This window comes from Curtobacterium guangdongense, assembly GCF_049341845.1.
GTDB lineage: Bacteria > Actinomycetota > Actinomycetes > Actinomycetales > Microbacteriaceae > Curtobacterium > Curtobacterium guangdongense.
The window spans coordinates 1-26,164 of record NZ_JBMPIT010000014.1 but is presented as its reverse complement, the minus strand read 5'-3'; the positions used below and the strand labels follow the sequence as shown (position 1 = coordinate 26,164).

26 protein-coding genes and 1 tRNA gene are annotated in these 26,164 nt (G+C 70.7%); 21 read left to right on the top strand and 6 right to left on the bottom strand.

The window, feature by feature from the left end:
* Nucleotides 1-5: 5 nt before the first annotated feature.
* From mtrB to secA, 5 genes are all read left to right on the top strand, one after another.
* Nucleotides 6-1,670, top strand: a complete 1,665-nt coding sequence (mtrB, locus tag ACO0E1_RS17460; protein WP_422875322.1) for an MtrAB system histidine kinase MtrB — start codon at nucleotides 6-8, stop codon at nucleotides 1,668-1,670.
* The gene (locus tag ACO0E1_RS17455; protein WP_422875321.1) at nucleotides 1,667-3,409 is read left to right on the top strand and encodes an LpqB family beta-propeller domain-containing protein; all 1,743 of its coding nucleotides are present in this window, start codon (nucleotides 1,667-1,669) and stop codon (nucleotides 3,407-3,409) included. Before mtrB ends, ACO0E1_RS17455 begins: the two co-directional genes overlap by 4 nt.
* Nucleotides 3,410-3,501: 92 nt before the next feature.
* Entirely contained in the window at nucleotides 3,502-4,167 is a 666-nt protein-coding gene (locus ACO0E1_RS17450; RefSeq protein WP_422875320.1) for a ComF family protein, read from the top strand.
* Nucleotides 4,168-4,340: 173 nt separating this feature from the next.
* Nucleotides 4,341-5,036 (top strand): ribosome hibernation-promoting factor, HPF/YfiA family, encoded by a 696-nt coding sequence (gene hpf, locus ACO0E1_RS17445; protein ID WP_422875319.1) that lies wholly within the window; start codon nucleotides 4,341-4,343, stop codon nucleotides 5,034-5,036.
* 146 nt (nucleotides 5,037-5,182) lie between these two features.
* A complete protein-coding gene (secA, locus tag ACO0E1_RS17440) occupies nucleotides 5,183-7,960 on the top strand; it encodes a preprotein translocase subunit SecA (protein WP_422875318.1) in 2,778 nt (925 codons plus the stop codon).
* A gap of 66 nt (nucleotides 7,961-8,026) precedes the next feature.
* Here the strand turns inward: secA and ACO0E1_RS17435 are convergent, their stop codons facing one another.
* Complete coding sequence (locus ACO0E1_RS17435; protein ID WP_422875317.1) at nucleotides 8,027-8,467, bottom strand: Rv3235 family protein; 441 nt, start codon at nucleotides 8,465-8,467, stop codon at nucleotides 8,027-8,029.
* A gap of 118 nt (nucleotides 8,468-8,585) precedes the next feature.
* On the opposite strand from ACO0E1_RS17435, the gene ACO0E1_RS17430 reads away from it, so the two are divergent.
* A complete protein-coding gene (locus ACO0E1_RS17430) occupies nucleotides 8,586-10,085 on the top strand; it encodes a sensor histidine kinase (protein WP_422875316.1) in 1,500 nt (499 codons plus the stop codon).
* Nucleotides 10,086-10,406: 321 nt separating this feature from the next.
* Here ACO0E1_RS17430 and ACO0E1_RS17425 read toward each other — a convergent pair whose 3' ends face one another.
* Complete coding sequence (locus tag ACO0E1_RS17425) at nucleotides 10,407-10,655, bottom strand: WhiB family transcriptional regulator (RefSeq protein WP_017888820.1); 249 nt, start codon at nucleotides 10,653-10,655, stop codon at nucleotides 10,407-10,409.
* Between the two features lie 267 nt (nucleotides 10,656-10,922).
* On the opposite strand from ACO0E1_RS17425, the gene ACO0E1_RS17420 reads away from it, so the two are divergent.
* Nucleotides 10,923-11,345, top strand: coding sequence for a hypothetical protein (locus tag ACO0E1_RS17420; RefSeq protein WP_422875315.1), 423 nt, complete (start codon nucleotides 10,923-10,925; stop codon nucleotides 11,343-11,345).
* A gap of 67 nt (nucleotides 11,346-11,412) precedes the next feature.
* Here ACO0E1_RS17420 and bcp read toward each other — a convergent pair whose 3' ends face one another.
* Nucleotides 11,413-11,883, bottom strand: a complete 471-nt coding sequence (bcp, locus tag ACO0E1_RS17415) for a thioredoxin-dependent thiol peroxidase (protein ID WP_281264951.1) — start codon at nucleotides 11,881-11,883, stop codon at nucleotides 11,413-11,415.
* 114 nt (nucleotides 11,884-11,997) lie between these two features.
* On the opposite strand from bcp, the gene ACO0E1_RS17410 reads away from it, so the two are divergent.
* The 10 genes from ACO0E1_RS17410 (at nucleotide 11,998) to ACO0E1_RS17365 (ending at nucleotide 18,827) form a co-directional block, all read left to right on the top strand.
* Nucleotides 11,998-12,070: transfer RNA gene (locus tag ACO0E1_RS17410), tRNA-Lys, on the top strand.
* 58 nt (nucleotides 12,071-12,128) lie between these two features.
* Entirely contained in the window at nucleotides 12,129-12,569 is a 441-nt protein-coding gene (locus ACO0E1_RS17405; protein WP_281264950.1) for a hypothetical protein, read from the top strand.
* Nucleotides 12,566-13,027, top strand: a complete 462-nt coding sequence (locus ACO0E1_RS17400) for a M48 family metalloprotease (protein ID WP_422875314.1) — start codon at nucleotides 12,566-12,568, stop codon at nucleotides 13,025-13,027. The genes ACO0E1_RS17405 and ACO0E1_RS17400 overlap by 4 nt, the downstream gene beginning before the upstream one ends.
* Nucleotides 13,024-13,950 carry a hypothetical protein gene (locus ACO0E1_RS17395; protein ID WP_422875313.1) on the top strand — a complete coding sequence of 309 codons (927 nt, stop codon included), beginning with the start codon at nucleotides 13,024-13,026 and terminating at the stop codon, nucleotides 13,948-13,950. The genes ACO0E1_RS17400 and ACO0E1_RS17395 overlap by 4 nt, the downstream gene beginning before the upstream one ends.
* Entirely contained in the window at nucleotides 13,940-14,785 is an 846-nt protein-coding gene (locus tag ACO0E1_RS17390) for an alpha/beta hydrolase (RefSeq protein ID WP_422875312.1), read from the top strand. The genes ACO0E1_RS17395 and ACO0E1_RS17390 overlap by 11 nt, the downstream gene beginning before the upstream one ends.
* A gap of 110 nt (nucleotides 14,786-14,895) precedes the next feature.
* The gene (locus ACO0E1_RS17385) at nucleotides 14,896-15,108 is read left to right on the top strand and encodes an SCO4848 family membrane protein (RefSeq protein WP_281264946.1); all 213 of its coding nucleotides are present in this window, start codon (nucleotides 14,896-14,898) and stop codon (nucleotides 15,106-15,108) included.
* A 130-nt stretch (nucleotides 15,109-15,238) separates the two neighbouring features.
* Nucleotides 15,239-15,916, top strand: a complete 678-nt coding sequence (locus tag ACO0E1_RS17380) for a response regulator transcription factor (RefSeq protein WP_422875311.1) — start codon at nucleotides 15,239-15,241, stop codon at nucleotides 15,914-15,916.
* Nucleotides 15,879-17,231 carry a sensor histidine kinase gene (locus ACO0E1_RS17375; protein ID WP_422875310.1) on the top strand — a complete coding sequence of 451 codons (1,353 nt, stop codon included), beginning with the start codon at nucleotides 15,879-15,881 and terminating at the stop codon, nucleotides 17,229-17,231. The genes ACO0E1_RS17380 and ACO0E1_RS17375 overlap by 38 nt, the downstream gene beginning before the upstream one ends.
* Before the next feature lie 48 nt (nucleotides 17,232-17,279).
* Entirely contained in the window at nucleotides 17,280-17,894 is a 615-nt protein-coding gene (locus ACO0E1_RS17370; RefSeq protein ID WP_422875309.1) for a PepSY domain-containing protein, read from the top strand.
* A 96-nt stretch (nucleotides 17,895-17,990) separates the two neighbouring features.
* A complete protein-coding gene (locus tag ACO0E1_RS17365) occupies nucleotides 17,991-18,827 on the top strand; it encodes a VOC family protein (protein ID WP_422875308.1) in 837 nt (278 codons plus the stop codon).
* Here the strand turns inward: ACO0E1_RS17365 and ACO0E1_RS17360 are convergent.
* Nucleotides 18,824-19,408, bottom strand: coding sequence for a TetR/AcrR family transcriptional regulator (locus ACO0E1_RS17360; protein ID WP_422875307.1), 585 nt, complete (start codon nucleotides 19,406-19,408; stop codon nucleotides 18,824-18,826). The genes ACO0E1_RS17365 and ACO0E1_RS17360 overlap by 4 nt on opposite strands.
* Nucleotides 19,409-19,486: 78 nt before the next feature.
* Between ACO0E1_RS17360 and ACO0E1_RS17355 the strand changes: the two genes are divergently transcribed.
* Nucleotides 19,487-20,398 carry an aldo/keto reductase gene (locus ACO0E1_RS17355; protein WP_422875306.1) on the top strand — a complete coding sequence of 304 codons (912 nt, stop codon included), beginning with the start codon at nucleotides 19,487-19,489 and terminating at the stop codon, nucleotides 20,396-20,398.
* 19 nt (nucleotides 20,399-20,417) lie between these two features.
* Here ACO0E1_RS17355 and ACO0E1_RS17350 read toward each other — a convergent pair whose 3' ends face one another.
* Entirely contained in the window at nucleotides 20,418-20,723 is a 306-nt protein-coding gene (locus ACO0E1_RS17350; protein WP_422875305.1) for a hypothetical protein, read from the bottom strand.
* Nucleotides 20,724-20,795: 72 nt separating this feature from the next.
* Nucleotides 20,796-22,343, bottom strand: a complete 1,548-nt coding sequence (locus ACO0E1_RS17345) for an amino acid permease (RefSeq protein ID WP_422875304.1) — start codon at nucleotides 22,341-22,343, stop codon at nucleotides 20,796-20,798.
* A 429-nt stretch (nucleotides 22,344-22,772) separates the two neighbouring features.
* Between ACO0E1_RS17345 and ACO0E1_RS17340 the strand changes: the two genes are divergently transcribed.
* From ACO0E1_RS17340 to ACO0E1_RS17330, 3 genes are read left to right on the top strand one after another with little or no spacing between them, the layout of a single operon-like run.
* Entirely contained in the window at nucleotides 22,773-24,098 is a 1,326-nt protein-coding gene (locus ACO0E1_RS17340) for a quaternary amine ABC transporter ATP-binding protein (RefSeq protein ID WP_422875346.1), read from the top strand.
* 11 nt (nucleotides 24,099-24,109) lie between these two features.
* Nucleotides 24,110-25,072: an ABC transporter permease gene (locus ACO0E1_RS17335; RefSeq protein ID WP_422875345.1), complete on the top strand. Its 963-nt coding sequence runs from the start codon at nucleotides 24,110-24,112 to the stop codon at nucleotides 25,070-25,072.
* A gap of 14 nt (nucleotides 25,073-25,086) precedes the next feature.
* Complete coding sequence (locus tag ACO0E1_RS17330) at nucleotides 25,087-26,004, top strand: glycine betaine ABC transporter substrate-binding protein (protein WP_422875303.1); 918 nt, start codon at nucleotides 25,087-25,089, stop codon at nucleotides 26,002-26,004.
* Nucleotides 26,005-26,164 lie beyond the last annotated feature (160 nt).

Genomic DNA, 26,164 nt, shown 5'->3' with positions numbered 1-26,164 from the left:
CCACCGTGCCGCCGTCCTCGGCCGGCCTGACGTCCCTCGGGCGCGCGCGCCGACGGATGCGGTCGTGGGCGAGGCGACTCTGGCGCGGCGTCGCGTTCCTGTGGCGCCGCTCCCTGATGGTCCGGTCCGTCGCGATCACCGTGGCGACCACCGGCCTCGCGGTCGCGATCATCGGCACCGCCGTGATGCTGAGCATCTCGACCAACGTCTACTCGCAGCGCCGCGACCAGATCGAGGCGGAGTCGGCCAGGGCGACGAACGTCGCGCAGGGCATCTTCGACGCGGCCACCGCGGCCGAGGACAACAACCAGTCCGAGCTGGAGACCCTGCAGAACGAGGCGCAACAGGCGATCCTGTCGAACACGACGAGCCCAGGCGGCACCAGGATCGCGATCGAGCGCTCGCCGAACCAGTCCACGTCGCAGACGCTGCAGAACCTCGCCAGCCCCGACTTCCCGGACGCCGTCATCACCGACGCGCTGCGGAAAGAGGTCGGGAAGAACACCGGCAACCTCAGCCTGCAGCCGGTCCGACTCGACGACGCCGGCCGGAGCGAACCCGGGCTCGCGGTCGGGTCGACGCTGCAGATCCCGAGCGCCGGGCAGTACGAGCTCTACCTGGTCTACGACCTCTCCGACGCGCAGCAGACCCTCGACTTCGTGTCGCAGACGCTGTCCATCGGCGGTGTCGCGCTCATCGTGCTCATCGCCCTCGTGACGTCGCTCGTCGTCCGGCTCGTCGTCGTCCCGATCCGCGGCGCGGCCGAGACCAGCCGGAAGATCGCCGCCGGCCGGCTCGACGAGCGCATCCCGGTGAAGGGCGAGGACGACGTCGCGGTCCTGGCGCGGAGCTTCAACGGCATGGCCGATGCCGTCAGCCGCCAGATCACCCAGCTCGCGGAACTCTCCCGCGTCCAGCAGCGCTTCGTGTCCGACGTCTCCCACGAGCTCCGCACCCCGCTCACCACGATCCGGCTCGCCGGCGACGTGCTGTACGACGCCCGCCACGCGTTCGAGCCGGCGGTCGGACGGTCGGCCGAGCTCCTCCACGACCAGATCGAGCGGTTCGAGCTCCTGCTCGCCGACCTCCTCGAGATATCCCGGTACGACGCGCAGGCCGTCGAGCTCGAGACGGAGCCCGTCGTGCCGGCGTCGCTCACGACCGACATCGTCGACGAGTTCCGTCCGCTCGCCGAGCGCGTCGGGGTGGACCTCCGGCTCGCCACCCCCGGTGGGCACACGACGATGCAGCTCGACGCCCGCCGCATCCGCCGCATCCTCCGCAACCTCGTCGGCAACGCGATCGAGCACGGCGACGGCAAGCCGGTGCACGTGGTCGTCGACAGCGACGCGAAGACCGTCGCGATCGCCGTCCGCGACCACGGTGTCGGCATGCCCGCAGAGGACACCGCCCGCGTGTTCGACCGCTTCTGGCGCGCGGACCCGAGCCGCAAGCGGACCATCGGCGGCACCGGGCTCGGACTCGCGATCAGCCTCGGCGACGCGAACCTGCACGGTGGCCGCATCGACGTGTGGAGTCGGCCGGGCGAGGGGTCCGCGTTCGTGCTCACGGTCCCGCGCAAGGGGCAGCAGGTCACGGCGACGTCCGCGATCCCGCTGCCGGAGCTCGACGAGTCCTACGACGGTCCCCGAGAAGGAGGCTCCCGATGACGCCGCGCCGCACGAGCACCGGGACGGGCCCGCACGCGGGCGGCCCTACCCGCGCCCGCGCCCGCGTCCGCCGCACCGTCGGCGTCGCGCTCGCCGCGGTCGCGCTCGTCGCCCTCACCGCGTGCGCCGCGATCCCCACCGGCGGCCCGGTCCGCGACGGCCAGAGCCTCAAGGGCGACTCCGTCTCCGGGGTGGACTTCCGGCCGAGCGGACCGCAGGACGGGCAGGACCAGGACACCGTCCTCGAGAAGTTCATCGACGCCGCGACCGGCGCCCAGGACAACTACGCGATCGCCCGGGAGTTCCTCAGCAGCTCGTTCGCGCAGAAGTGGAACCCGCGGCAGAGCGTCACGGTCCGGCAGGGCGACGGCGACGTCGAACGGGTCGGCACCCGCGAGCTCACCTACACGCTCACCGCCAGCGCGACCGTCGACGGCGACGGCGAGTACACCCCGGCGGTCCGCCCCACCTCGTCGACGCTCACCTTCCAGTTCGTGAAGGAAGGGGGCGAGTGGCGGATCAGCTACGCGCCCGATGGCATCATCCTGTCGCCGGTGAGCTTCGAGCAGGTGTTCCAGGCCCACGCGCTGTACTTCTACGACCCGACGTACCGGTACCTGATCCCCGACGAGCGCTGGTTCCTCGCCCGGTCGTCGACGAGCACGAGGATCGTGAGCGCGCTGCTCGCCGGACCGGCCGGGTGGATGAAGGGCGCCGTCGTGACGTCGTTCCCCGAGGGCACGCAGCTCTCGCTGAACGCGGTCACCGTCGACAGCGGCAACGCCCAGGTCGACCTGTCGCGCGACGCGCTGCGGGCGACGACGGTGGACAAGGTCCGCATGCGCGAGCAACTCGCCAGGTCACTGTCGTCCGTGGCGACCATCTCGTCCGTCGACCTGACGGCCGAGGGCGCGAGCTTCTCGGTGCCGGACTCCAGCGGCACCTCGGCGGTGCTCAACCCCGACGTCGACCCCCGGCCGCTCGTCGACGACGGCGACACGGTCGGGTACGCGGCGCCGGGCACCGGGGACGTCACGGCGCTCGGGGGCGGCATGGGGAGCACGATCGCGAAGCTCCGGCCGACCTCGATCTCGCTCAGCGCCGCCGGTTCGGAGGCCGCCGTGGGCAACGCTGACGGCGTCTTCGTGGTGCGCAGCGGGAAGCCGGAGCTCCGGATCGACACCAGGAGCTCCGCGATCGCGCCGTCCATCGACGACGCCGGCTTCGTCTGGGTCGGTGACCGGTCCGACACCAGGAGCATCACCGCGTACGGTCTCGGCGGCGACCCGCACCAGGTGTCGTCGACGCTGCCGGACGGGAAGCTCGTGTCGTTCCAGGTGTCCCGCGACTCGGCCAGGGCCCTCGCGCTCATCGACACCGACGACGGGCCGGGACTGTACGTGATGGCGATCATCCGTGACTCGGACCGGACCCCGACGGCGCTCGGTGCGCCGGTGCGGCTGCAGGCCGCGTCCGGGACCGCGCTCGGGGCCACCTGGGTCAGCGACCTGGACGTCGCGTCGCTCGGGCAGACCTCGACCGGGCAGACCGTGGTCCGCTCGACGATCGGCGGGCAGTCCACGACACTCCAGCGCCCGGAGGGCACGGCCACCGCGATCACCGGGGGCAGTGGGGGATCGTTGCTGCTGCGGACGATGGACGGGCAGGTACTGCAGTCCACCGGCGGCGGGTGGGACCGCACCGGGGTCACCGCGGACGTGCTGGGGACGCAGCGCTAGCGTCCTTCCTCCACAGGCGGTCGGACTGGAGGCTCGTCCACCGTCCGGCGGATCGGCGCCCGTCCGGCGCCGGGTGCGGTGAGGATCGTGGCATGGCTGCTCCTGCTCCGCGTCACCGTCCGGTCCCGGGGGCGTGGCGCGATGCGGTCCTCGCCGTCGTCGGGCTGTTCCTGCCCGTGTCGTGCCTCGGGTGCGGCGCCCCGGATCGTGCCGTGTGCCCGGCCTGTCGCGCCGACCTCGCACGTCGACCCCGGCGGGTCCGGCTGGTCGCCGGCGTCCGGCTCGACGCGGCGTTCGAGTACGAGGGACTCGTCCGCACGCTCCTCCTCGAACTGAAGCTCCGCGGCCGGGTCGACGTCGCAGCCTTGCTCGGACGTCCGACCGCGGACCTCGTCCGGCTCGCACTGGCCGCGTCGCCGCCGGGCACCGTCGTGGTCCGGGTGCCGCCGTCGCCACGGGGGAGACGTCGGCGCGGGTTCGACACCGTCGTGCTCCTGCTCGCGCGCGGTGGTGTCCGCGGGACACGGCCGCTCCGACGTGGGCGTGGCGGTGCTGACGGGCAGAAGGAACGCACCGCCGTCGAGCGCGTCGCCGCCACCGTCGGCACCCTGTCCGCGGTGCGGTTCGCCGGCCGCGACGTCGTGGTGGTCGACGACGTCGTGACCACCGGCGTCACCATGGCCGAGGCGGTCCGCGCCGTGCGGGCCGCCGGCGGACGGGTCACGCGATGCGTCGCGACCGCGAGCGTGGACAGCTGATGCGCGACGCCGGGATCGGTGAACACCCGATGTCCACTGGGTATCCGGTGGGTGTCCGGCACGACTCGCCAGCAACGGATGACGCGGGGGTCCCGGCGGGTCTAGCCTCCGGGACAAGGCGTTCGGGTTCGCCGGATGGAGGCGACGCGCCGAAGTACGGATGGGAGCCGCGCATGGACGTGACGATCACGGGCCGGAACGTCGGGATCACCGACCGATTCCGCACCTACGTCGAACAGAAGTCCGACAAGATCGACGTGCTCGCCGACCGCGCCCTCGCCTTCGAGGTGCGCATCAGCCGCCACCACGAGAAGAGCGGTGGCAGCCAGGGCGAGGACCGTGTCGAGCTGACGTTGATCGGCCCCGGTCCGCTCGTCCGGGCGGAGTCGGCGGCATCGGACAAGTACGCGGCGTTCGATCTGGCATTCGCGCGGATCATGGAGCGGTTGCGCCGAGCGCGCGACCGCAGGAAGGTGCACCGTGGGCGTCACCGCCCGACCTCCGTCGCCGAGGCCTCCGGGACTGCCTTCGACGGGATGGGCGTCACGCCGGCGGACGGCAAGCTCATCGACGACGTCGCGACGGGGGCGATCACGGTGGTCGACGAGGACCACCACGAGGAAGAAGACGACGTCTACTGCCCCGTGGTCATCCGCGAGAAGGTCTTCCAGGCCGCGCCGATGAGCGTCGACGACGCGCTCTACTACATGGAGCTCGTCGGGCACGACTTCTACCTCTTCGTGGACGCGGAGAGCGGTCGCCCGAGCGTGGTCTACCGCCGCAAGGGATGGGACTACGGCGTGATCGGCATCGACGGCGATGGTGCAGACGCCTCCGCTGAACGGACGCCGGCAGCGGCGATCGCCTGATCCCCACCGCCAGGTCGACGTGTGCGCGGTCCGTTCGCGGGCCGCGCACACGCGTGCCGCTCCCAGCGGGGGGATCGAGCGGGTTGCTAGCATGACTGGCTGAATCGGACGCGCCGACCGGGTGCGTCCACTCGTAAGGAGTTCACGTGGCAAACGTGCTGGAGAAGGTCCTCCGCGTCGGTGAAGGGCGCACCCTCCGCCGGCTGAAGGCGTACGCCTCGGCCATCAACGACCTCGAGGACGACTTCGCGAGCCTCACCGACGAGGAACTCCAGGACGAGACGAAGGAGCTCCGCGAGCGGTACGCCAACGGTGAGACCCTCGACGACCTCCTGCCGGAGGCCTTCGCCGCCGTGCGCGAAGCCTCGAAGCGGACCCTCGGCATGCGGCACTTCGACGTCCAGCTCATGGGCGGTGCGGCGCTCCACCTCGGCAACATCGCCGAGATGAAGACCGGTGAGGGCAAGACCCTCGTCGCCACGACGGCCGCGTACCTCAACGCGATCCCGTCCCGCGGCGTGCACGTCATCACGGTCAACGACTTCCTCGCGTCGTACCAGTCCGAGCTCATGGGCCGCGTGTTCCGCGCCCTCGGGATGTCCACGGGCTGCATCGTCGCGAACCAGTCCCCGGCAGAGCGTCGCGAGCAGTACGCCGCCGACATCACCTACGGCACGAACAACGAGTTCGGCTTCGACTACCTCCGCGACAACATGGCGTGGCAGGCGTCGGACATGGTCCAGCGCGGCCACTTCTTCGCGATCGTCGACGAGGTCGACTCGATCCTCATCGACGAAGCCCGCACGCCGCTCATCATCTCCGGTCCGTCCTCCGGCGAAGCGAACCGCTGGTTCACCGAGTTCGCGTCCATCGCCACGCGCCTCGTCCCCGGCGAGGACTACGAGGTCGACGAGAAGAAGCGCACGGTCGGTGTCCTCGAGCCCGGCATCGAGAAGGTCGAGGACTACCTCGGCATCGACAACCTCTACGAGTCGGCGAACACCCCGCTGATCTCGTTCCTCAACAACGCCATCAAGGCGGACGCGCTGTTCAAGCGCGACAAGGACTACGTCGTGATGAACGGCGAGGTCCTCATCGTCGACGAGCACACCGGCCGCATCCTGATGGGCCGTCGCTACAACGAGGGCATCCACCAGGCCATCGAGGCGAAGGAGGGCGTCGAGGTCAAGGCCGAGAACCAGACCCTCGCCACGGTGACGCTGCAGAACTACTTCCGTCTGTACCAGAAGCTCTCGGGCATGACCGGTACCGCGGAGACCGAAGCGGCCGAGTTCATGTCGACGTACAAGCTCGGCGTGGTCCCGATCCCGACGAACCGCCCGATGCAGCGCATCGACCAGACCGACCTCGTCTACAAGAACGAGAAGGCGAAGTTCGAGCAGGTCGCGGAGGACATCGCGGAGCGCCACGAGAAGGGCCAGCCCGTCCTCGTCGGCACCACCAGCGTCGAGAAGTCGGAGTACCTCTCGAAGCTCCTCGCGAAGAAGGGCGTCAAGCACGAGGTCCTCAACGCGAAGAACCACGCGCGTGAAGCCGCGATCGTCGCCCAGGCCGGTCGCCTCGGCGCCGTGACCGTCGCGACGAACATGGCCGGCCGAGGGACCGACATCATGCTCGGCGGCAACGCGGAGTTCCTCGCCGTGCAGGAGATGCACGCCAAGGGCCTCTCGCCGACGGAGACCCCGGACGAGTACGAGGCCGCCTGGGACGAGGTCTTCGACCGCGTCAAGGCCGAGATCAAGGAAGAGGCCGACAAGGTCCGCGAATCCGGCGGCCTGTACGTCCTCGGCACCGAGCGCCACGAGTCCCGCCGCATCGACAACCAGCTCCGTGGTCGTTCCGGCCGTCAGGGGGACCCCGGTGAGAGCCGGTTCTACCTGTCGCTGACCGACGACCTGATGCGCCTGTTCAACTCCGGCGCTGCCGAGAGCCTGATGGGCCGCTCGAACGTCCCCGACGACCTCGCGATCGAGAACAAGCTCGTCGGGCGTGCGATCCGCTCGGCGCAGTCGCAGGTCGAGGGCCGCAACGCCGAGATCCGCAAGAACGTCCTGAAGTACGACGACGTCCTGAACCGCCAGCGCGAGGCGATCTACGGCGACCGCCGGCAGATCCTCGAGGGCGACGACCTCCACGAGCGCACGCAGACGTTCCTCAAGGACGTCATCGACGACGTGATCGACACCCACACCGGGGAAGGCAGCCCGGACGACTGGGACCTCGACGCGATGTGGACCGAGCTCGGCACGCTGTACCCGATCTCGATCACCATCGACGAGGTCATCACCGAGGCCGGCTCGAAGGGCAAGGCGACGAGGGAGTTCCTCGGTCGCGAGATCCTCTCCGACGCCAAGCTCGCCTACGCCAACCGCGAGGAGACCCTCGGCGACGAGGCGATGCGCGAACTCGAGCGTCGCGTGGTGCTCTCGGTCGTCGACCGCCGCTGGCGTGACCACCTCTACGAGATGGACTACCTCAAGGACGGCATCGGCCTCCGTGCGATGGCCCAGCGCGACCCGCTGGTCGAGTACCAGCGCGAGGGCTACGCGCTCTTCCAGAGCATGATGGGGCAGATCCGCGAAGAGTCCGTCGGCTTCCTGTTCAACCTCGAGGTGCAGGTCCAGTCCGACGGCGAGAACGCGGTCATCGAGGCGAAGGGCCTCAGCGAGGACGAGGTCTCCGGCCTCGAGTACTCCGCACCGTCGATCGACGGCGAGGTCGAGGTCCGCGACGAGCGTGGTCGCCTCGAGCAGGCCGCCACGGCCCTCGCGCAGCGTGCCCAGGCGGAGGAAGAAGCCGCAGCCGGCCCGGAGAAGGGTTCCGCGTTCGGGTCGGCGGCTACGGCCTCCGGCCAGGCGTCGACCAACCGGGCCGAGCGTCGTCAGGCCGCCAAGAAGGGCTGACGCGCCACACGGACGGACGGGAGGCCCGGTGCCAGCTGGCACCGGGCCTCCCGTCCGTCCGTGCGCTCAGAGCATGCCGACGGCGGTCGCCCGCCACCTTCCGGCCCGCTCCTCGAGCCGGATCGCGACGGCGCGCGCGTGGCTCCGTGTGTGGACCACGACGCTCGCCTCGGCCACCCCGTCCCGCGGTCGGCTCACGACGACGCTGCCGGCGCGGATCGTCGCGCGTGCGTGGGCCCGGCGGGTCGCCGAGCGTGCGCGGGCGGCGTAGGCGGCCCGCTGCTGCAGGTGCCGGTGCACGTCGTCGGTGATCCACCGCGCGATGCTGTCGACCTCCCGCGCTCCGGTCAGGATCTCCGCGACGCACAATGCCAGCGCCCGAGCCGTTTCGGCCGGGTCGGCGAGGGCGGTGTCGTCGGCCTCGGGATCCGGCGGGGCGACCGGGACGACCGCCTGTGCCTCGACCTTGTGCGCATCGTCGTCGATCCGCTGTGCTTCGCGCGCCACCCCGGCCCCTTTCGTTGGTGGGGCGAGCGTATGGTGCATGTGAGATGAGGAATTCATCAGCGTCCGACCTGTGGACGGTGACGAACTGTCCACAGGCCGCCGCACCTAGACTGGGCCGGTGTCGACCCTCAGTGATCTCGTCCTCGCACAAGGCCGATCCTCCGAAGCGGACGTGGAGTGGCTCCACCTGCTCGTCGGGGACTGGCAGCTGCTCTCCGACCTGTCCTTCGCGGACATGGTGCTGTGGGTCCCGACCGCCGAGGACGGCTCCTTCGTGGCCGTCGCGCACGCCCGTCCGTCGTCCGCCGCCACGCTCTTCTACCGCGACATCGTCGGCCAGGAGATCCGTGAGGAGTGGCGTGAGCAGGTCACCGAGAGCTTCGCGAGCGCGAGGGTCGTCGACTCCGCCGAGCCCGACTGGTACGAGGACACCCCGACCCGCGTCCGTGCGATCCCGGTCCTGCGGCGCCTGAGCCCGAAGAGCAAGCAGACGACCGAGCGTCCCATCGCGGTCGTCACGCGTCACTCGAACCAGGACGAGATGCGCACGCCGAGCCGGCAGGAGCTCAACTTCACCGCGAGCGCGAACGACCTGTTCGGCATGATCGCCACCGGCGACTTCCCGGACCTCGGCGCCCCGGCCGGACCCCGTCGTGGTGCTCCTCGTGCCAGCGACGGGCTGCTCCGCCTCGACACGAACGGCATCGTGACGTTCGCGAGCCCCAACGGCCTCAGCGCGTTCAACCGCATGGGCTTCGAGGGGGAGCTCGAGCGGAAGTCCCTCGCCGAGGTCACGACCGAGCTCCTCGGGCAGCAGCTCGACGTCGACGAGTCCCTGCCGCTCGTGGTCACCGGCCGTGCCCCGTGGCGCGCGGACATCGAGTCGAAGGGCGTCACGGTGTCCCTGCGCTCGATCCCGCTCCGCGACCACGGTGAGCGGATCGGCGCGGTGGTCCTCTGCCGCGACGTCACCGAGATGCGGCACCAGGAACGGGAGCTCATCACCAAGGACGCCACCATCCGGGAGATCCACCACCGGGTGAAGAACAACCTGCAGACCGTGGCGTCGCTGCTGCGCATCCAGGCGCGCCGGACCCACTCGGACGAGGCCAGGACCTCACTGCAGAACGCGATGCGGCGGGTCGCGGCGATCGCCGTCGTGCACGACACCCTGTCGACCGGCCTGAGCCAGAACGTCGACTTCGACGAGGTCTTCGACTCCGTGCTGAAGCTCGTGACCGAGGTCGCGGCGTCGCACAACACAACGGTCCACCCGAAGAAGACGGGCGAGTTCGGGGTCCTGCCGTCCGAGGCGGCCACCCCGCTGGCGCTCGGCCTCACCGAGCTCGTGACGAACGCCGTGGAGCACGGGCTGGACGGCCGCGACGGCGAGGTCGAGATCGTGGCGAACCGCAGCGACGACCACCTGTCGATCCAGGTGCGCGACAACGGCGTCGGCCTCCCGGAGGGCAAGGTCGGCTCGGGGCTCGGCACGCAGATCGTCCGCACGCTCATCCAGGGCGAGCTCGGCGGCACGATCGACTGGCACACGCTGACCGGCAGCGGCACCGAGGTCACCATCTCGATCCCCTTCCGCTGGGAGACCGCGGCCGCGTAGCGCGGCGGCGCTCCCGCCACCTGCACAACCGAAAGCAGTCCGCACCACGTCACCACGTGGTGCGGACTGCTTCCGGTTGTGCAGTCGCGCCCGGCTGCGAGCGTCGCACCCCGTCGCGCGGGGGCGCGCTGTCCCCAACGGGGCGCGACGCGGCCGCCGGGAGGCCCGGGCCGTGTCCGTCGGACGGGCACCGGTCCTCCAGGTGGCCGGGGCGGCCCGGGCGGTCAGGCGACCGGAACGGGCACGGCGCCCACGACGCACCAGCGGGCACGACGACGCCCGCCGCACCCCGAGGGGTGCGGCGGGCGTCGGGTCAGCGCGTCAGGAAGCGCGACGGGCGCGGGCGGCGCGGCGCTTGAGCGCGCGACGCTCGTCCTCGCTGAGGCCGCCCCAGACGCCCGAGTCCTGGTTGTTCTCGAGTGCGTACTGCAGGCACATCTCGGTCACGGTGCAACGGGCGCACACCGACTTGGCCTTCTCGATCTGGTCCACGGCCGGCCCGGTGTTCCCGACGGGGAAGAAGAGCTCGGGGTCCGCAGTGAGGCAGGCAGCCTTGTCACGCCAATCCATGTGGTGGTGCTCCTTGAAAATCGATGCTCGAACGGCAGGCCGGGGCCGTGGTTCGGGGCTGGAGAACTCTGCACATGGTCATGTGACGTGCGGGGGGAACCTGTGGGGAGGCGATTCCGCGCGGGGAGAGTCTGACGCCCGCAGAACGCTCCGAAGAAGAGCGTCGAACCACGGGAGACGCACACCACATCGTGCCGTCCAAACGACCTCGAACATCGTTCCATACTGGTATGGCCAAATCAAGGGTTGCATTGCTGGAGGAACACTGTGTCTGACACCACCCCGACCACCCCGGACGTCCACGAGCCGAGGTCCAGGGCGATGATCGTGCTCCTCGTCGTGCTCGCGCTCGAGTTCGCCGCACTCGTCGTCGTGACCGTCGTGCTGCTCGTCGAGGTGCTCGTCTCGCCGGCCACGAGCCTCGCCTCCGGCATCGCCCTGACCGTCCTCACCGCGATCGCCGCGCTCTGGCTCGGGTCGATGCTCGTCGGCCTCTGGCACCGCCGCGCCTGGGTCCGCAGCGGGATCATCGTCTGGCAGGTCATGCAGGGCGCGCTCGCGATCGGTGCGTTCCAGGGTGTCTTCCGGGTGCCGGCCGTCGGGTGGGCGCTGCTCATCCCGGCGCTCCTGGCGATCACGCTGGTGCTGTCGAAGTCGGTGACGTCCGCGCTCGCGCGTCGCGCCGAGTAGACGTCCACTGCAGAACGGACGGGAGGCGCGGTGCCAGCTGGCACCGCGCCTCCCGTCCGTCCTGGTGTCAGACCAGGCCGAGCTTCTTCCGGAGGCTCGCCACGTGGCCGGTCGCCTTCACGTTGTAGAGCGGGAGCTGCACGGTGCCGTCCTCGTCGACGACGATCGTCGAACGGATCGTCCCGGTGACGACCTTGCCGTAGTTGTTCTTCTCGCCCCATGCTCCGTACGCCTTGTGCACGGCGAGGTCGGGGTCGCTGAGGAGCGGGAACGTGAGCGCCTGCTCGTGCTGGAACTTCTTGAGCGCGGGGAGTTCGTCCTTCGACACGCCGAGGACCTCGTACCCGGCCGCCTGGAGCGACGACATGTTGTCGCGGAAGTCGCAGGCCTCGGTCGTGCACCCGGGGGTCGACGCAGCGGGGTAGAAGTACACGATGACCTTGCGTCCACGCAGGGATCCGAGGGTGTGCTCGGTGCCGTCCTGGTCCTGCAGGGTGAAGTCGGGGGCGGTGTCGCCGGCGGCGAGACGGTCGGTCATGGTGCTCCTGTTCGGTCGGCACCCGGAGGTGGTCACGGGCGCGCAAAACCCATGCTATTGTTGATTCCCGTTGCGGCACACAAGCTGCAGCAGAGTCCAGAGCGATCTGGGCATGCACCTCTAGCTCAATTGGCAGAGCAACTGACTCTTAATCAGTGGGTTCTCGGTTCAAGTCCGAGGGGGTGCACACGACTGGGACCCTCGCTTCGGCGGGGGTTTCCGTGTATCCGAGGGGGTCGGGAACGATGATCACCAGGGAGCCGAAGGGCGGGGCCCTCGACGCCGCCGAGCTTGCTCGCCGTCTGAACCTCCTGCTCGACTTCGAGGAGTCGCAGCGCGGTGCTCCGGTGCCGTTCTCCGCGATCGAGGACTACGTCGACGCCCGCGGGGGATCGCTCTCCCGTGCGAAGTGGACGTACATGATCTCGGGCGACGGCCGTCGCAACCGGGACACCGAGTTGCTGCAGCTCCTCGCCGGATTCTTCGAGGTCGACGAGCGCTTCCTGCTCGAGGACAGCGAGGTCCCCGAGCGGATCGGCGCCCAGCTCGCCCTCGTCCGATCGCTCCGCTCGGCGCGCGTCAGCGGCTTCGCGGCACGCACGTTCCCCGGTGAGCTCTCGCCGGAAGCACTCCGACGGATCGCTGCGGTGATCGAAGAGGAGTCGCAGCGCGGGATCGAGCCGTGACCGCATCCCGCATCGACGCGTTCTGGGCGCGCGGGCACGACGAGGGCTGGTCCGGCGTCGACCAGGCCGTCGCCGCCGCGTCCGAGCTCGTCGGCAAGCCGGTCGTCGTGCGCGAAGAGGCGTTCCTCGCGACCGAGCCGGTCTGCGGGTTCGTCGCGACGCTCGAGCACGAGCACCTCATCATGATCTCGCCGACGCCGTCGCAGACCTTCCGTTCGTTCGTGATCGGACACGAGCTCGGGCACGTGCTGCACGCGCACCACGAGGTCTCCGCGCAGTCGGCCTACATCCGCGACGTCATCCCGGACCTGCCGGAGTACAAGGTCGAGCGTGCGATGGCCCGCGGCTTGTTCGAGAACGAGTTCGAGCGCGAGGCCGAGCTCTTCGCGGACCGGCTCGCGCAGCTGATCCGGGACCACCGGAGTCGCCCGAGCGCCTTCCGCGGGGTCTTCGGGTGATCCTGTCGGTCGTCCAGGCCGTCCTGCTCGTCGCCGGGGCCGTCGCGCTCTTTGTGCTGCAGCGCGGCCAGGACCGCACGCTCGCGGTCACGTTCCTGCTCTTCTGCGCGACCATCGTCACGAACGTCGACCCGCTGTACCTCTGGCTGGACCCGTTGTTCGGCGGGGTCAACGTCGTCACGGTCGTGAGCGACTGCCTGATGATCGCCGGCACCAGCACGCTGCTGTGGGGCGTCGCGAAGGCCGTCGGCGCCGCGGGGCCGTGGCTCCGGAACGCGATCGTCGTGTCGTGCATCGTCGTCGGCGTCGTGATCGTAACCGCGTTCGTCGTGCTCGACAAGCCGGCGACCACGACGACGTTCATGCTCGTCGCGGGGATCCACCCCGCCGCGGCCGTGTACTCGATCGCCCAGACGCTCTACCTTGGGGTGGCACTCGGGGCGACCGGCATCATCTGCGTGCTGCACGTGCGCGAAGCCCGGACGCGCACCGACCTCCTCGGGCTGTGGGTACTCGTCGTCGGCGGTGTGTTCGGCGTGGTCCGGATGGTCGTCGTCGTGGTGATGGACCTGGCGCACGTCTTCGGTGACGTCGCCCTGACCCGCACGCTGTCGCCGCCGTACGACGTCACGACGCCCGGCGCGGTGATCTGCGTCGCGTCCGGCATGCTGCTCCTGGTGATCGGACACCGTGTCGCCCAGGCACGTCGGTCCCGTGCGGTGACGACGGCGATCCGTGCGCTGGAGTCACTGCACGCCCGGGTCGGCACGGACAACGAGTACCCGGTCTCCGCCGATCCCGCCACGCGACTCAGCCGGCTGATCGTCGAGATCAACGACGGCGTCCGGAGCTCCCGTGCAGCCCTGACCGACCGGGAGCGTGCAGTGCTCGCGCGTGCGGAGGCCGCGCTCGATGTGGCCTAGGGCGGTCACGCGCGGGGCGGTCGCGGTCGGCGCGCTCGGTGGCCTCGCCGTCGCGGCAGCGTCCTTCGTGGGCAGGCGCGCGGCCGCGCTGTACGACACCCCCGACGTCGTCCCGGATCCGACGCTGACGAGCGTGTCGATCGACGACCTGCCCGGGTGGATCGCGCCCGGACCCGACGGCAGTGGGCGGTGGGCGCTGTTCCTGCCCGGGCTCGGGTCGCACCCGCTCCGGCACCAGGAAGTGGCACCGGCGTTCCAGGAGCTCGGGTACGCCTGTCTGTTCGCGTCGCACTCCGCCCGGCGACCGGCACGGCGGCACGCGTTCGGTGCTCGAGAGGCGGCAGAGGCCCTCGCGTGGATCCGGTTCGCGGCGGATCGCGGTGCCACGGAGGTCACCCTGCTCGGCTGGTCGTTCGGCGCGTCCCTGTGGCTCAGGGCGCTGGCAGAGCCGCTCCCCGTGACGGTCCGAGCCGTCGTGCTCACCGGACCGCTCGTCGACTGGTCCGAGACGATCGCACACGGTGCTCGAGGGGGCGTGCTCGGGAGGATCCTCGCCACAGCGGTGCGGGCCGTCCTCGCCACGCCCGTGATCTGTCGGTTCGCGGGGCAGCCAGCACCCGTGTCGCTCCGACCGGCGCGACGCCCGCTGGTCGCCCCACCACTCGTCGTCGTCCACAGCGACGCCGACACCACCGTGCCGCTCGTGACGAGCGAACGACTCGTCGCCGCGTGGCCCGCGCCAGCACGCCTGCACGTCGTCCGTGGTGCCCGGCACGGCGCCGAGCGGGACGTCGATCCCACGGGATGGCTCGACGTGGTCATCCCCACCGTGTAAGGTCTGTAGCAATTGCTACACAATGTGTGGCGATCGTCCGGTGGGACTCGGCCGCGTTGGGGGCGGCCGAGCACCACCGATCTCCGACACCCGCTGCGTAGACTCGTCGGGTGCTCGTCTTCGCCGCAGTCGTCCTGTTCGTCGGTGCCCTGTTCAACCTGATCGCCTGGCCGCGCTTCTTCCAGCGCGTGGCGAAGGACACCAGGGCGCGCGACGCGTCGGGGCGCCCGACGACGTTCTACACGGTCCACCTCGTGCTCCTGCTGGTCGCGCTGGCGATCACCGCCGCGTCAATCGTCGCGGGCATCCTGCTGCTGGTCTGACGGCGCCGGCCGCGCCGGCGCCGTGTCCGGACGGGAGGCTCGGGGCGGGGCCGCACCGTGCCTCCCGTCCGGCCCTGGTCGGGACCACCGCTTCAGGTGCGCTTCAGCGCCGGCCGCCAGAATGCAGGACATGCGTGTGCTGGTGGTCGACGACGAGGTGCGACTCGCCGACGGCGTCCGCCGAGGGCTCGAGGCCGAAGGGTGGGCGGTCGACGTCGCCCACGACGGTGTCGACGGCCTGTGGCACGCGCGGGAGTTCGGCTACGACGCGATCGTGCTCGACCTGATGATGCCTGGGATGAGCGGGTGGGCGGTCTGCGGCCAGCTCCGTGCCGAGGAGAACTGGACCCCGGTGCTCATGCTCACCGCGAAGGACGGCGAGTGGGACCAGGTCGAGGCCCTCGACGCCGGCGCCGACGACTACGTCACGAAGCCGTTCTCGCACCCCGTCCTCGTCGCGCGGATCCGCGCCCTCGTCCGCCGGGGAGCGCGTGAGCGACCGAGTGTGCTCACGGTGGGGGACCTGGTGGTCGACCCGGCGGCCAGGACGGTCGCACGAGGCGCGCAGCGACTCGACCTGACGAGCCGCGAGTTCGCGGTGCTCGAGTTCCTCGCCCGCCGTGCCGGCCAGGTCTGCTCGAAGCGGGACGTCATCGAGAACGTCTGGGACGTCGACTTCGACGGCGACCCGAACATCGTCGAGGTGTACGTCGGACACCTGCGGCGGAAGGTCGACCGGCCCTTCGGGCGGAACTCGATCGAGACGGTGCGTGGCGCTGGCTACCGACTGGCGGCCGACGGTGCCTGAACGGCGCCGGCGGCTCCGCAGTCTCCGCGCGCGGACGACGTTCGGTGCGGTCGCGTTGGTCCTCGCGGCCCTCGTGGTCGGCTCCGCCGCGTTCGTGGTGGTGCTCCGGCTGGTGCTCGTCGAGGGGGTCAGGACGAGCGCGGAGAGCGGGCTCGAACAGGCGTCCGCACGGGTCGAGGCCGACGGCGCCGACGCGGTGGACGGCTACGACGACGTCCTCGTGCAGGTCGTCGGCGACGGCGGGCGGGTCCTGGCGCACGGGGACGACGCCGACCCGCCGGCGCTCTCGACCGACGACGAGAGCCGTTGGACGCACGACGGTGAGCGGTGGCTGCTCGTGTCCGACGACGTGGACCTGCCGGACGGCACCGAGGCGACGATCGTGTTCGGCTCGTCGCTGGATTCCGCGGACACGGCGACGACGGCCGTGACCACCCTGCTCGCGGTCGGCGTGCCCGTCCTCGTCGCGCTGATGGGCGTCGGGACCTGGATCGTCGTCGGGCGCTCGCTCCGCCCCGTCGACCGGATCCGGCGCGAGGTCGACGCCGTCCGGGGTGACGCTCGCGGCGCCAGGATCGCCGTGCCGGACACCGGGGACGAGGTCGCCCGTCTCGCGGACACCATGAACGCGATGCTCGAGCGGCTCGACCGGTCGGCATCGGCGCAACGGCAGTTCGTGGCGGATGCATCGCACGAGCTGCGGTCGCCGATCGCGTCCGTCCGACAGCACGCGTCGGTGGCGGCTGCGCATCCGGACCGGATCGGGGTCGGTGAGCTGGCGGAGGTCGTCACGGCCGAGAACGACCGCCTCGCGCGCTTGGTCGACGGACTCCTCGTGCTCTCGAAGCTCGACGAACGCGGGGTCGCCGACGGGCGCGCGGTCGACCTGGACGACCTGGTGCTCGCCGAGGTCTCCCGGGTGCGCTCCGCTGGGCTCGTGACGGTCGACGGAACGGGCGTCGGGCCGGCCAGGGTGCTCGGCGACGCGGGCGTGCTGTCGCGCGTCGTGCGGAACCTCGTCGACAACGCCGTGCGGCACGCGTCGGGACGGATCGCGCTGGGCGTGCGTGCGGAGGAGGCGTGGGCGGTCCTCACCGTGGACGACGACGGTGTCGGGGTGCCGGGACCGGAGCGCGACCGCGTGTTCGAGCGGTTCGTGCGCCTCGACGAGGCCCGCAGCCGCGACGACGGGGGATCGGGGATCGGACTCGCGATCGTGCGGGACGCGGTGCGCGCGCACGGTGGTTCGGTGGTGATCGAGGACGCGCCGCTCGGCGGTGCCCGCTTCGTCGTTCGCATCGCACTCGGTGGATGACCAGCGGGCTTCAGGACTGCTTCAGCACCCTCTCGCCAGGCTTGCCGCATGAACGTCACCGACATGCCCCGTACCCGTCGCCTCGCCCTGTCCGCCACCGTCCTGGTGGCCGGCGCCCTCGCCGTGACCGGCTGCGCGAGCGGCTCGGGCGGTTCCTCCGGTTCCGACTCGTCCGGGTCGGGCTCGGCCAGCGCGTCCGTGTCCGGAGCAGCCACCACCGCCGCGTCGAACGCCGCCCTGCTCGCCGCGGTCGCGACCGCTCGCGACGCCGTGGGCTCCGGGACCGTCATCTCGGTCGAGCGGGAGCAGAACGGCTCCGCGTGGGAGGTCCTCGTCGTGACGTCCGACCAGGCCGAGCACGAGGTCCACACGAACGCCGACGGCACCGCGACCACGGGCGACCCGGTGACCGACGACTCCGACGCCGACGACCGCGCCGAGCACCAGCGCTTCGTCGACGCCGCGACGATCGACGTGCGGGATGCCGCGGCGCGTCTGACGGACGAGGTGTCCGGCGCGGTCACGGAGCTCGGTCTCGACGACCACGCCGGGAAGGTCGTCTGGGAGGGTGACGTCCGCGACGACTCCGGGACCAAGCACAGCATCCGCATCGACGCAGGCTCCGGCGACGTCGTCACGAACGTCGTCGACACGGACGACTGACCCGGCGCAGCGGCCGACGGCGCGTGCTGCCGTCGGTTGCCCGGTGGAGACCTGGGCGCATCCGGCGACGCTGCCGACGACCACTCGGAGGGCACGATGACCGATGCGACACCTCGTACGTACCCGCAGGGCGTGCCGAGCTGGATCGAGGGACGGTTCCCGGACGCCGACGCCGCCGCCGACTTCTACGGGGCACTATTCGGTTGGGACCTCGAGGAACGACTCCCACCGTCCGCGCCCGGCTCCTACCGGATCGCGACGATCGACGGCCGTGACGTCGGTGCACTCGCGTCGAGCGAGGACCCGGCCGCGTGGATCACGTACATCGCGGTGGACGACGCCGACGCCGCCGCCGCTCGGGTCGTCGAACTCGGCGGGACGGCCGCTCCGCCGGCGGACGCGGGCCCAGGTGGCAGCGCCGGTCGCAGCGTCGACTGCATCGACCCGCGCGGCGCCGCGTTCGCGCTCTGGCAGGCGCGCGGCCGACTCGGGTCGCAGCACATCAACGCCCCGGGTAAGTGGGTGTTCAGCGACCTCCGCTCGACCGACCCGCGGCAGGCGATCTCCTTCTACGAGTCGCTCTTCGGCTGGCAGGTGTCCGACGTCGCCGAGGGGGAGAGCGTCATGGTCCGGCTCCCCGGGTACGGCGACCACCTCGCCGCGACCTCGGATCCGGACATCCGCGAGCGGCAGGTCGGTGCTCCCGAGGGCTTCGCGGACGTCGTCGGTGCGTTGGCGCCGCTCGACTCCGGCGGGGACGACTGGCACGTCTCGTTCAGCGTCGCCGACCGTGATGCTGCCGCTGCCCGCGTCGAGGAGCTCGGAGGCCGTGTGCTCGGGTCGTGGGCGGGCCACTGGACCCGCGCGGCCGAGCTCCAGGACCCGCAGGGCGCGACGTTCCGCGTGACGCAGTTCTCGCCGGAGAACGCCTAGCGATCGAGCCGGCGGAGTCCTTCCACCACGATGTCGAGCAGGCGACCGGTCTGCGCCGGGTCGGTGGTGTCCCGCGTCGACAGCAGCACGCCGATCAGGGCCGCGGTGACGTCGTCGGCCACGACGTCCGTGCGGAGGGTGCGGTCAGCCGCTCCGGCGTCCAGGAACCGCTGCACGGCGGCGTTCACGCGCTCACGGGTGTGCACGGTCTCGGCTGCTCCGCGGATCGCCCCCACCCGCACGGTCTCCGCCATGCCGCGCTTGGTCTGGACGAACCCGGCGTACCGGTCGGCGAAGGCGCGGAGTGCGCGGTCGGCGGGGAGCTCTGCGAGGAAGCCGTCGACGGTGCCGAGGACCGCATCGAGCTCGACTGCGTAGACGGCGGCGACGAGGTCCTCGCGCGTCGGGAAGTTCCGGTAGAGCGTGCCGATCCCGACCCCGGCGGAGCGGGCGACCGCTTCGAGGGACGCGTCCTCGCCGGCGGTCGTGAACGCCGCTCGTGCCGCATCGACGAGCTTCTCGCGGTTGCGCGCGGCGTCGGCGCGGGGGCGACGGGACACGGGGGCGTCGGGGCTGGACAAAGTGGAGGTGCCTCCGTTTAGGATGGGAACGCAAGCGGAGGGACCTCCGCTTGCTGGACAGACTACCGGAGGCTCCCCATGTCAGCACCCTTGGACACCGGCTCGCTCGGCGGCCGCAGCGTCGCACGCATCGGCTACGGCGCGATGGCACTCGAGCGGTTCGCGGACGACCGCGCGGCCGGCGTCGCGCTGCTCCACCGCGCCGCGGAACTCGGCGTCGACCACGTCGACACGGCGGACTTCTACGGGAACAGCGTCGCCAACGACGTGATCCGGCGGGCGTTCGGCGACTCCGACGCGATCACGGTCGTCAGCAAGGTCGGAGCCGTGCGCGTCGACGCACCGGTGCCGCTCGCCCTCGCCCAGCGTCCGGTGGAGCTACGCGCGCAGGTGGAGGCGAACCTCCGCACGCTCGGGCGCGAACGCATCGACGTCGTCAACCTGCGTCGGGCGGACACCGGCCCCGGGCTCCGCGCCGAGGGGGAGCAGCTCGTCGACCTCGACGACCAGCTCGCGGAGATGGTGGCGATGCGCGACGAGGGGCTCATCGGCGGCATCGGGCTCAGTGCGGTGACGACCGACGTCGTCCGGCGGGCGCTGCCGGCCGGTGTCGTCTGCGTGCAGAACGCCTACTCGCTCGTCGCCCGCGAGTTCGAGGACCTCCTGGAGCTCTGCGTCGCCGAGGACATCGCGTGGGTGCCGTTCTTCCCGCTCGGGGGTGCCTTCCCGGGGCTGCCGAAGGTGGCGGAGGAGCCCGCCGTGGTGCGGGTCGGTGCCGAGGTCGGAGCAACACCGGCGCAGGTCGGACTTGCCTGGCTGCTCGGGCACGAGTCGAACGTGCTGCTCATCCCCGGGACGTCGAGCGTCCAGCACCTCGAGGAGAACGTCGCCGTCGGCGGTGTGCTGCTCGACGCGGGTCAGACAGCCGCTCTCGACGCCGTCTGGGGCGATCGGGTGGCCGCGGGCACCGACGCGCCGGACTGGCCGTGACGCGGCGCCGCCACCGGGGTCAGTTCGCTGCCGGTGCCGGCGTGCCGAGGGTCCGGCGGAGTGCCAGGGCCGCGACGCCCTCGTCCGAGGTGTCGAGCAGCACGCGGTAGGTGTCGTCGGGCGTGAGGAACTCGACGCACACCGCGTCGAAGTCGCACGGCTCGATGCGCCACCCCTGCACGGCGTCCATCGGGACCGTCGTCAGCGCGTCGCGTTCGTAGCTCGTCTCTGCGTGCACGCGGTCGCGGAACACACGGACGCGTCCGAAGGCGCCCCGCCACGTGAGCTGCAGGTCGAGTTCGGGGGAAGCAGAGAGGTCCGGCACCCGCTGATCGTACCGATGGGTGCCGGACCTCTCGGCGTCACCGGGACGCCGCGTTGCGCGATGCGGACACGATCAGGCCTGATCGTCCCCGTCACGGTCGTCGCCGCGGCGCACCTGGTTCGCCGGGTCGCGGCCGGTGATCGGGTACGGGCCGGTGACGCCTTCGCGGAGGGACGCGATGCGCAGGATCCGGTCGCGCTGCAGGAACCACCCGACGATGAGCAGCGGGATGACGATCACGAGCGACGCGATCGTGTAGGTGCCGACGGGGTAGTCGATCGCCATCAGCACGATGACGGACGCCAGGAACGCGAGCGTCAACCACGAGGTCACGGGCGCACCGGGGAGCTTGAACGACGGTTCCTTCGCGAGTCCCTGCTTCGCCCAGGACCGCAGGCGCATCTGGCAGAGGATGATCGTGCCCCACGCGGTGATGATGCCGAGGCTCGCGATGTTCAGTGCGATCTCGAACGCCTGGCTCGGGATGAAGTAGTTGAGCACGACACCGGCGACGGTGAACGCAGCGGTGAGCAGGATGCCGGCGTACGGTACGCCGCCGCGGGTCATCTTCGTGGTCCACTTCGGCGCCGACCCGTTCATGCCCATCGAGTGCAGCGCACGGCCGGTCGAGTAGAGGCCGGCGTTCAGCGACGAGAGCGCGGCGGTGAGCACGACGAAGTTCATGATCGAGCCGACGACCGCGCCCACCTGCGGGTTGCCGATCGACGAGAAGAAGGTGACGAAGGGGCTCTCGCCCTCCTTGTACGCCGTGTACGGCAGCAGGAGCGACAGCAGCACGACCGACCCGACGTAGAAGACCGCGATGCGGAAGACGACGGAGTTGATCGCGCGGGGGATGACCTTCTCGGTGTTCTGCGTCTCGCCGGACGCGGTGCCGACGAGCTCGATGGCCGCGTACGCGAAGACGACGCCCTGCACGACGAGCACGGTCGGGAGGAGTCCGTTCGGCAGGAGTCCGCCGTTGTCCGACCAGATCGAGAACCCGGTCTGCACCTGCTGGCCGCCGGCCTCGACGGGGAACGCCCAGATGAGCCAGATGAGCGCGATCACGAGGAAGGCGACGAGCGCTGCGACCTTGATGATGGCGAACCAGAACTCGAGTTCGCCGAAGACCTTCACCGCGACCATGTTCGCGGCGAGGACGACGAGCAGCGCGATGAGGGCGAGGAGCCACTGCGGAGCGGCGGTGAACGCCGACCAGTACTTCAGGTAGACGGCGACGGCCGTCGTGTCGACGATCGACGTCATCGCCCAGTTGAGGAAGTACATCCAGCCGGCGGCGTAGGCGAACTTCTCGCCGTAGAACTCGCGGGCGTAGGAGATGAAGGACCCGGAGGACGGGCGGTGGAGCACGAGCTCGCCGAGCGCACGCAGGATGAAGAACGCGAACACGCCCGCGATCAGGTACACGACCGCCAGAGCCGGTCCAGCCGTGTGGAGTCGCCCGCCGGCACCGAGGAAGAGGCCGGTCCCGATCGCACCGCCGATCGCGATCATCTGCAGCTGGCGGGGCTTCAGACCGTGCTGGTAGCCCTCCTGCTCGTGCGAGAAGTCGTTCGCGGGCGCGCGGTCCACCCCGGTGTCGTTCTGCGCTGTCATGCGCGCCACGCTACATGCGCGGTGCAACAGGGGCGGCACACAAACCTCCGAGGCGCCTGAACTGTAACGAGACGGTTACGATCGCGACCCGCATGGGTTCGGGCGACACGCCGTGTCCGGGGTACACGGGTGCCGGTTTTCCGGCGGACGTCGATTCGCGACGGGGGACAACGGTCGATAGCGTTGAACGTCCCCTCAGGGGACACCGACGATCAGGACGCGTCCTCCGTGCAGCACAGCGGGGGCCGTACGGTCGCCCGGACCGGGGTCGTCCCGAGTACGACCCCCGCGTGCGTGATCGCTCGCCTTGCGCCCTTCGCGCACGGCTTGCAGCGGTCGCGACGAACAGGGTGCCGGACGACCCGTTCGCAACCACAACACGTCCGTCGTGCGCCACGCGCCACGGTCGTGCGAGGAGCACCGTTGACCATCGCCCCACCCGAGAGCCGGCCCGCATCCGCGCCGGACACCCCTGCGACGGCACCCGCTGTCCGGGTCCGTGACATCACCAAGGTCTTCGGGCGACGCCCGGCCGAGGCCGTTCGTCGTCTCGCTGCCGGCGCCTCCCGCGACGACGTCCGCGAGTTCGGCTCCGCGGCCGTCATCGACGCGTCGTTCGACGTCCATCCGGGCGAGATCTTCGTCGTCATGGGCCTGTCCGGCTCCGGCAAGTCGACCCTCATCCGGATGCTGAACGGTCTGCTCGAGCCGACCGCCGGCTCCGTGGAGATCGGCGGCCGCACCGTCACCAAGGCCTCGCCGAAGGAGATCCGCGACATCCGCCGGTCGAGCGTGTCGATGGTCTTCCAGCACTTCGCCTTGCTGCCGCACCGCACGGTGATCGAGAACGTCGCGTACGGCCTCGAGGTCAACGGCGTCGAGAAGTCCGAGCGGCTCCGCAAGGCCCGCGAGGTCATCGACCTCGTCGGGCTCGACGTGTGGGCCGACGCCAAGCCGGACGAGCTCTCCGGCGGCATGCAGCAGCGCGTCGGCATCGCCCGTGCGCTCGCCGCCGAGACCGACGTCCTGCTGATGGACGAGGCGTTCAGCGCACTCGACCCGCTCATCCGTCGCGAGATGCAGGAGCAGCTCGTCGACCTGCAGCAGCGTCTCGGCAAGACGATCGTGTTCATCACGCACGACCTCAACGAGGCGATGTTCCTCGGCGACCGGATCGCCGTGATGCGCGACGGACGCATCGTGCAGATCGGGTCCCCGGAGGACATCCTCACGGACCCGGCGAACGACTACGTCGCGCAGTTCGTGCAGGACGTCGACCGCGCCCGCGTGCTCACCGCCTCGAGCGTGATGGAGCCCGCCCGCGCCGTCGTCCCGCTCACGGCAGGCCCGCGCGGTGCGCTCCGAGTCATGCGCGACCTGCAGACCGCCGCCGTGTTCGTCACCGGCCGCGGCCGGAAGCTCGAGGGCTGGGTCCGCGACCGGCACGTGATGCGTCAGGTCAAGGCCGGCGACACGAACCTCGACGCGATCGTGAACACCGAGTTCGCCCAGGTGGCACCGGACACGGCGCTCACCGACCTGTTCGAACTCGCCGTCGAGTCGCCGCTGCCCATCGCGGTCGTCGACGACGAGCAGCGGCTGCTCGGTGTCGTGCCGCGCGTGACGCTCCTCGCCGCCCTCGGCAACGTCCCGACGACGACGAACCCGATCCAGACGCTCGAGCCCGTCACCCGGATCTCGAACGACGACCTCGACGAGACCCTCGCCGCGACCACGGAAGGAGATCACGCGTGATCACCCCCGGCATGAACTCCTTCGGCGACTTCCATCTGCCCCTCGGCAGCTGGGTCTCCGCCGTCGTCACCTGGATCACCACCTACCTCTCCGGGTTCTTCGACGTGGTCCGCTACGTCTTCACCTGGATGGACGCGTGGATGGAGTACTTCCTCTCCACCCCGCCGTTCTGGGTCGTCACCCTGGTCCTCGTCGCGCTCGCCTTCGTCCTGAAGGGCTGGAAGCTCGCCCTCGGTTCCGCGATCGGCCTGCTGTTCATCGTCAGCGTCGGGCAGTGGACGAACGCCATGGACACCCTGGCGCTCGTCATCGTCGCCGCCGGACTCGCGGTCGTCTTCAGCATCCCGCTCGGGGTCTGGGCCGCTCGCTCCGACGCCGCCAGCCGGGTGATCCGGCCCGTGCTCGACTTCATGCAGACGACCCCCGCGTTCGTCTACCTGATCCCGGCGCTGCTGCTCTTCCGCGTCGGCGTCGTCCCCGGGATCGTCGCGACGATCGTCTTCGCGATGGCTCCAGGGGTCCGGCTCACCGAGCTCGGCATCCGCGGCGTCCCGAGCGAGGTCGTCGAGGCCGGCGCCGCGTTCGGGTCCAGCCCGTGGCGCATCCTCCGCCAGATCCAGCTGCCCCTCGCGAAGGCCAGCATCATGGCCGGCGTCAACCAGGTCATCATGCTGTCGCTCTCGATGGTCGTCATCGCCGGCATGGTCGGCGCCGGCGGCCTCGGCGAGCAGATCGTCGCCTCGCTGAACCGCATCGACGTGGGTCTCGGGGCGGAGGCCGGTCTGTCGGTCGTGGTCCTGGCGATCCTGCTGGACCGCCTGACCGCAGCGCTCGGCGGCGACGCTGGGGGAGCCTCCCGGCCGTGGCGGCGCAAGCAGAAGCCGGCGTCGAACGCCGCGCCGGTGCCGGACGCCGCCACGGCGGCGCCAGCCACCGCGAGCACCACCCCCGACCGCCAGCCCGTCGGTGCCTGAGGAAGGACCACACCATGATGCAGCGGACCAAGCGCACCATCGCAGCAGCGGCCCTCGCCGCGGCCACCGCCGTCGGCCTGAGCGCCTGCATGCCCCCCGGGTACTACGGCGCGACCGGCAACGTCGCGAACGGCGACCAGAAGTCCATGTCGATCGTCGTCTTCAACGGCTGGGACGAGGACACCGCCGCCAGCCAGCTCTGGAAGTACGTCCTCGAGGAGAAGGGCTACGACGTCCAGCTCACGAACGCCGACGTCGCACCCGCCTACCAGGGGCTGTCGTCCGGTGACTACGACGTCGTGCTCGACACCTGGCTGCCGAACACCCACAAGCAGTACATGGAGCAGTACGGCGACCAGCTCACCGACCTCGGCGCCTGGAACGAGCAGGCGTCGCTCGAGCTCGCCGTGCCGGAGTACTCGAAGATCGACTCCATCGAGGACCTCAAGGCGAACGCCTCGGACTTCGGGAACAAGATCATCGGCATCGAGCCGGCCGCCGGCGAGACCGCCGTGGTGCAGGACGAGGTCATCCCGCAGTACGGCCTCGGCTCGATGGACTTCATCACGAGCTCCACGCCGGCGATGCTCGCCGACCTCAAGGCATCGATCGCGAAGAAGCAGGACGTCGTCGTGACCCTGTGGCGTCCGCACTGGGCGTACGACGCGTTCCCGATCAAGGACCTGAAGGACCCGAAAGGCGCGCTCGGCAAGAACGAGGAGATCCACACCATCGCCAAGAAGGACTTCGCCAGCGACTTCCCGCAGGCGGCGAAGTGGATGCAGGACTTCACGATGGACTCCGACACGCTGTACTCGCTCGAGAACGCGCTGGTCAACAGCGGTGCGAAGGCGAGCGAGTACCCGGCGATCACCGAGAAGTGGGCGTCGGAACACCAGGACTACGTGGACTCGCTCACGTCGTCGAAGTAGCAGCACGACCCTGACAGGAGGCGGGGGGGGGGCGGGGGCCCCCCCCCCCCCCCGGGGGGGGGGGGGGCCCGGCCCCCCCCCCCCGCGCCGAGCCTCCAGGCGGGCTGCCGGGGGACGCTGGCAAGGTGGGACGCATGTCCACCGCAACCGACACCCCGAA

Excerpts from the sequence above, each read along its gene's own strand:
- ACO0E1_RS17455 (WP_422875321.1), top strand. The coding sequence starts at position 1,667 with ATGACGCCGCGCCGCACGAGCACCGGGACGGGCCCGCACGCGGGCGGC.
- ACO0E1_RS17450 (WP_422875320.1), top strand. The coding sequence starts at position 3,502 with ATGGCTGCTCCTGCTCCGCGTCACCGTCCGGTCCCGGGGGCGTGGCGC.
- hpf (WP_422875319.1), top strand. The coding sequence starts at position 4,341 with ATGGACGTGACGATCACGGGCCGGAACGTCGGGATCACCGACCGATTC.
- ACO0E1_RS17425 (WP_017888820.1), bottom strand. The coding sequence starts at position 10,655 with ATGGATTGGCGTGACAAGGCTGCCTGCCTCACTGCGGACCCCGAGCTC.
- bcp (WP_281264951.1), bottom strand. The coding sequence starts at position 11,883 with ATGACCGACCGTCTCGCCGCCGGCGACACCGCCCCCGACTTCACCCTG.
- ACO0E1_RS17405 (WP_281264950.1), top strand. The coding sequence starts at position 12,129 with ATGATCACCAGGGAGCCGAAGGGCGGGGCCCTCGACGCCGCCGAGCTT.
- ACO0E1_RS17390 (WP_422875312.1), top strand. The coding sequence starts at position 13,940 with ATGTGGCCTAGGGCGGTCACGCGCGGGGCGGTCGCGGTCGGCGCGCTC.
- ACO0E1_RS17380 (WP_422875311.1), top strand. The coding sequence starts at position 15,239 with ATGCGTGTGCTGGTGGTCGACGACGAGGTGCGACTCGCCGACGGCGTC.
- ACO0E1_RS17370 (WP_422875309.1), top strand. The coding sequence starts at position 17,280 with ATGAACGTCACCGACATGCCCCGTACCCGTCGCCTCGCCCTGTCCGCC.
- ACO0E1_RS17365 (WP_422875308.1), top strand. The coding sequence starts at position 17,991 with ATGACCGATGCGACACCTCGTACGTACCCGCAGGGCGTGCCGAGCTGG.
- ACO0E1_RS17355 (WP_422875306.1), top strand. The coding sequence starts at position 19,487 with ATGTCAGCACCCTTGGACACCGGCTCGCTCGGCGGCCGCAGCGTCGCA.
- ACO0E1_RS17345 (WP_422875304.1), bottom strand. The coding sequence starts at position 22,343 with ATGACAGCGCAGAACGACACCGGGGTGGACCGCGCGCCCGCGAACGAC.
- ACO0E1_RS17335 (WP_422875345.1), top strand. The coding sequence starts at position 24,110 with ATGAACTCCTTCGGCGACTTCCATCTGCCCCTCGGCAGCTGGGTCTCC.
- ACO0E1_RS17330 (WP_422875303.1), top strand. The coding sequence starts at position 25,087 with ATGATGCAGCGGACCAAGCGCACCATCGCAGCAGCGGCCCTCGCCGCG.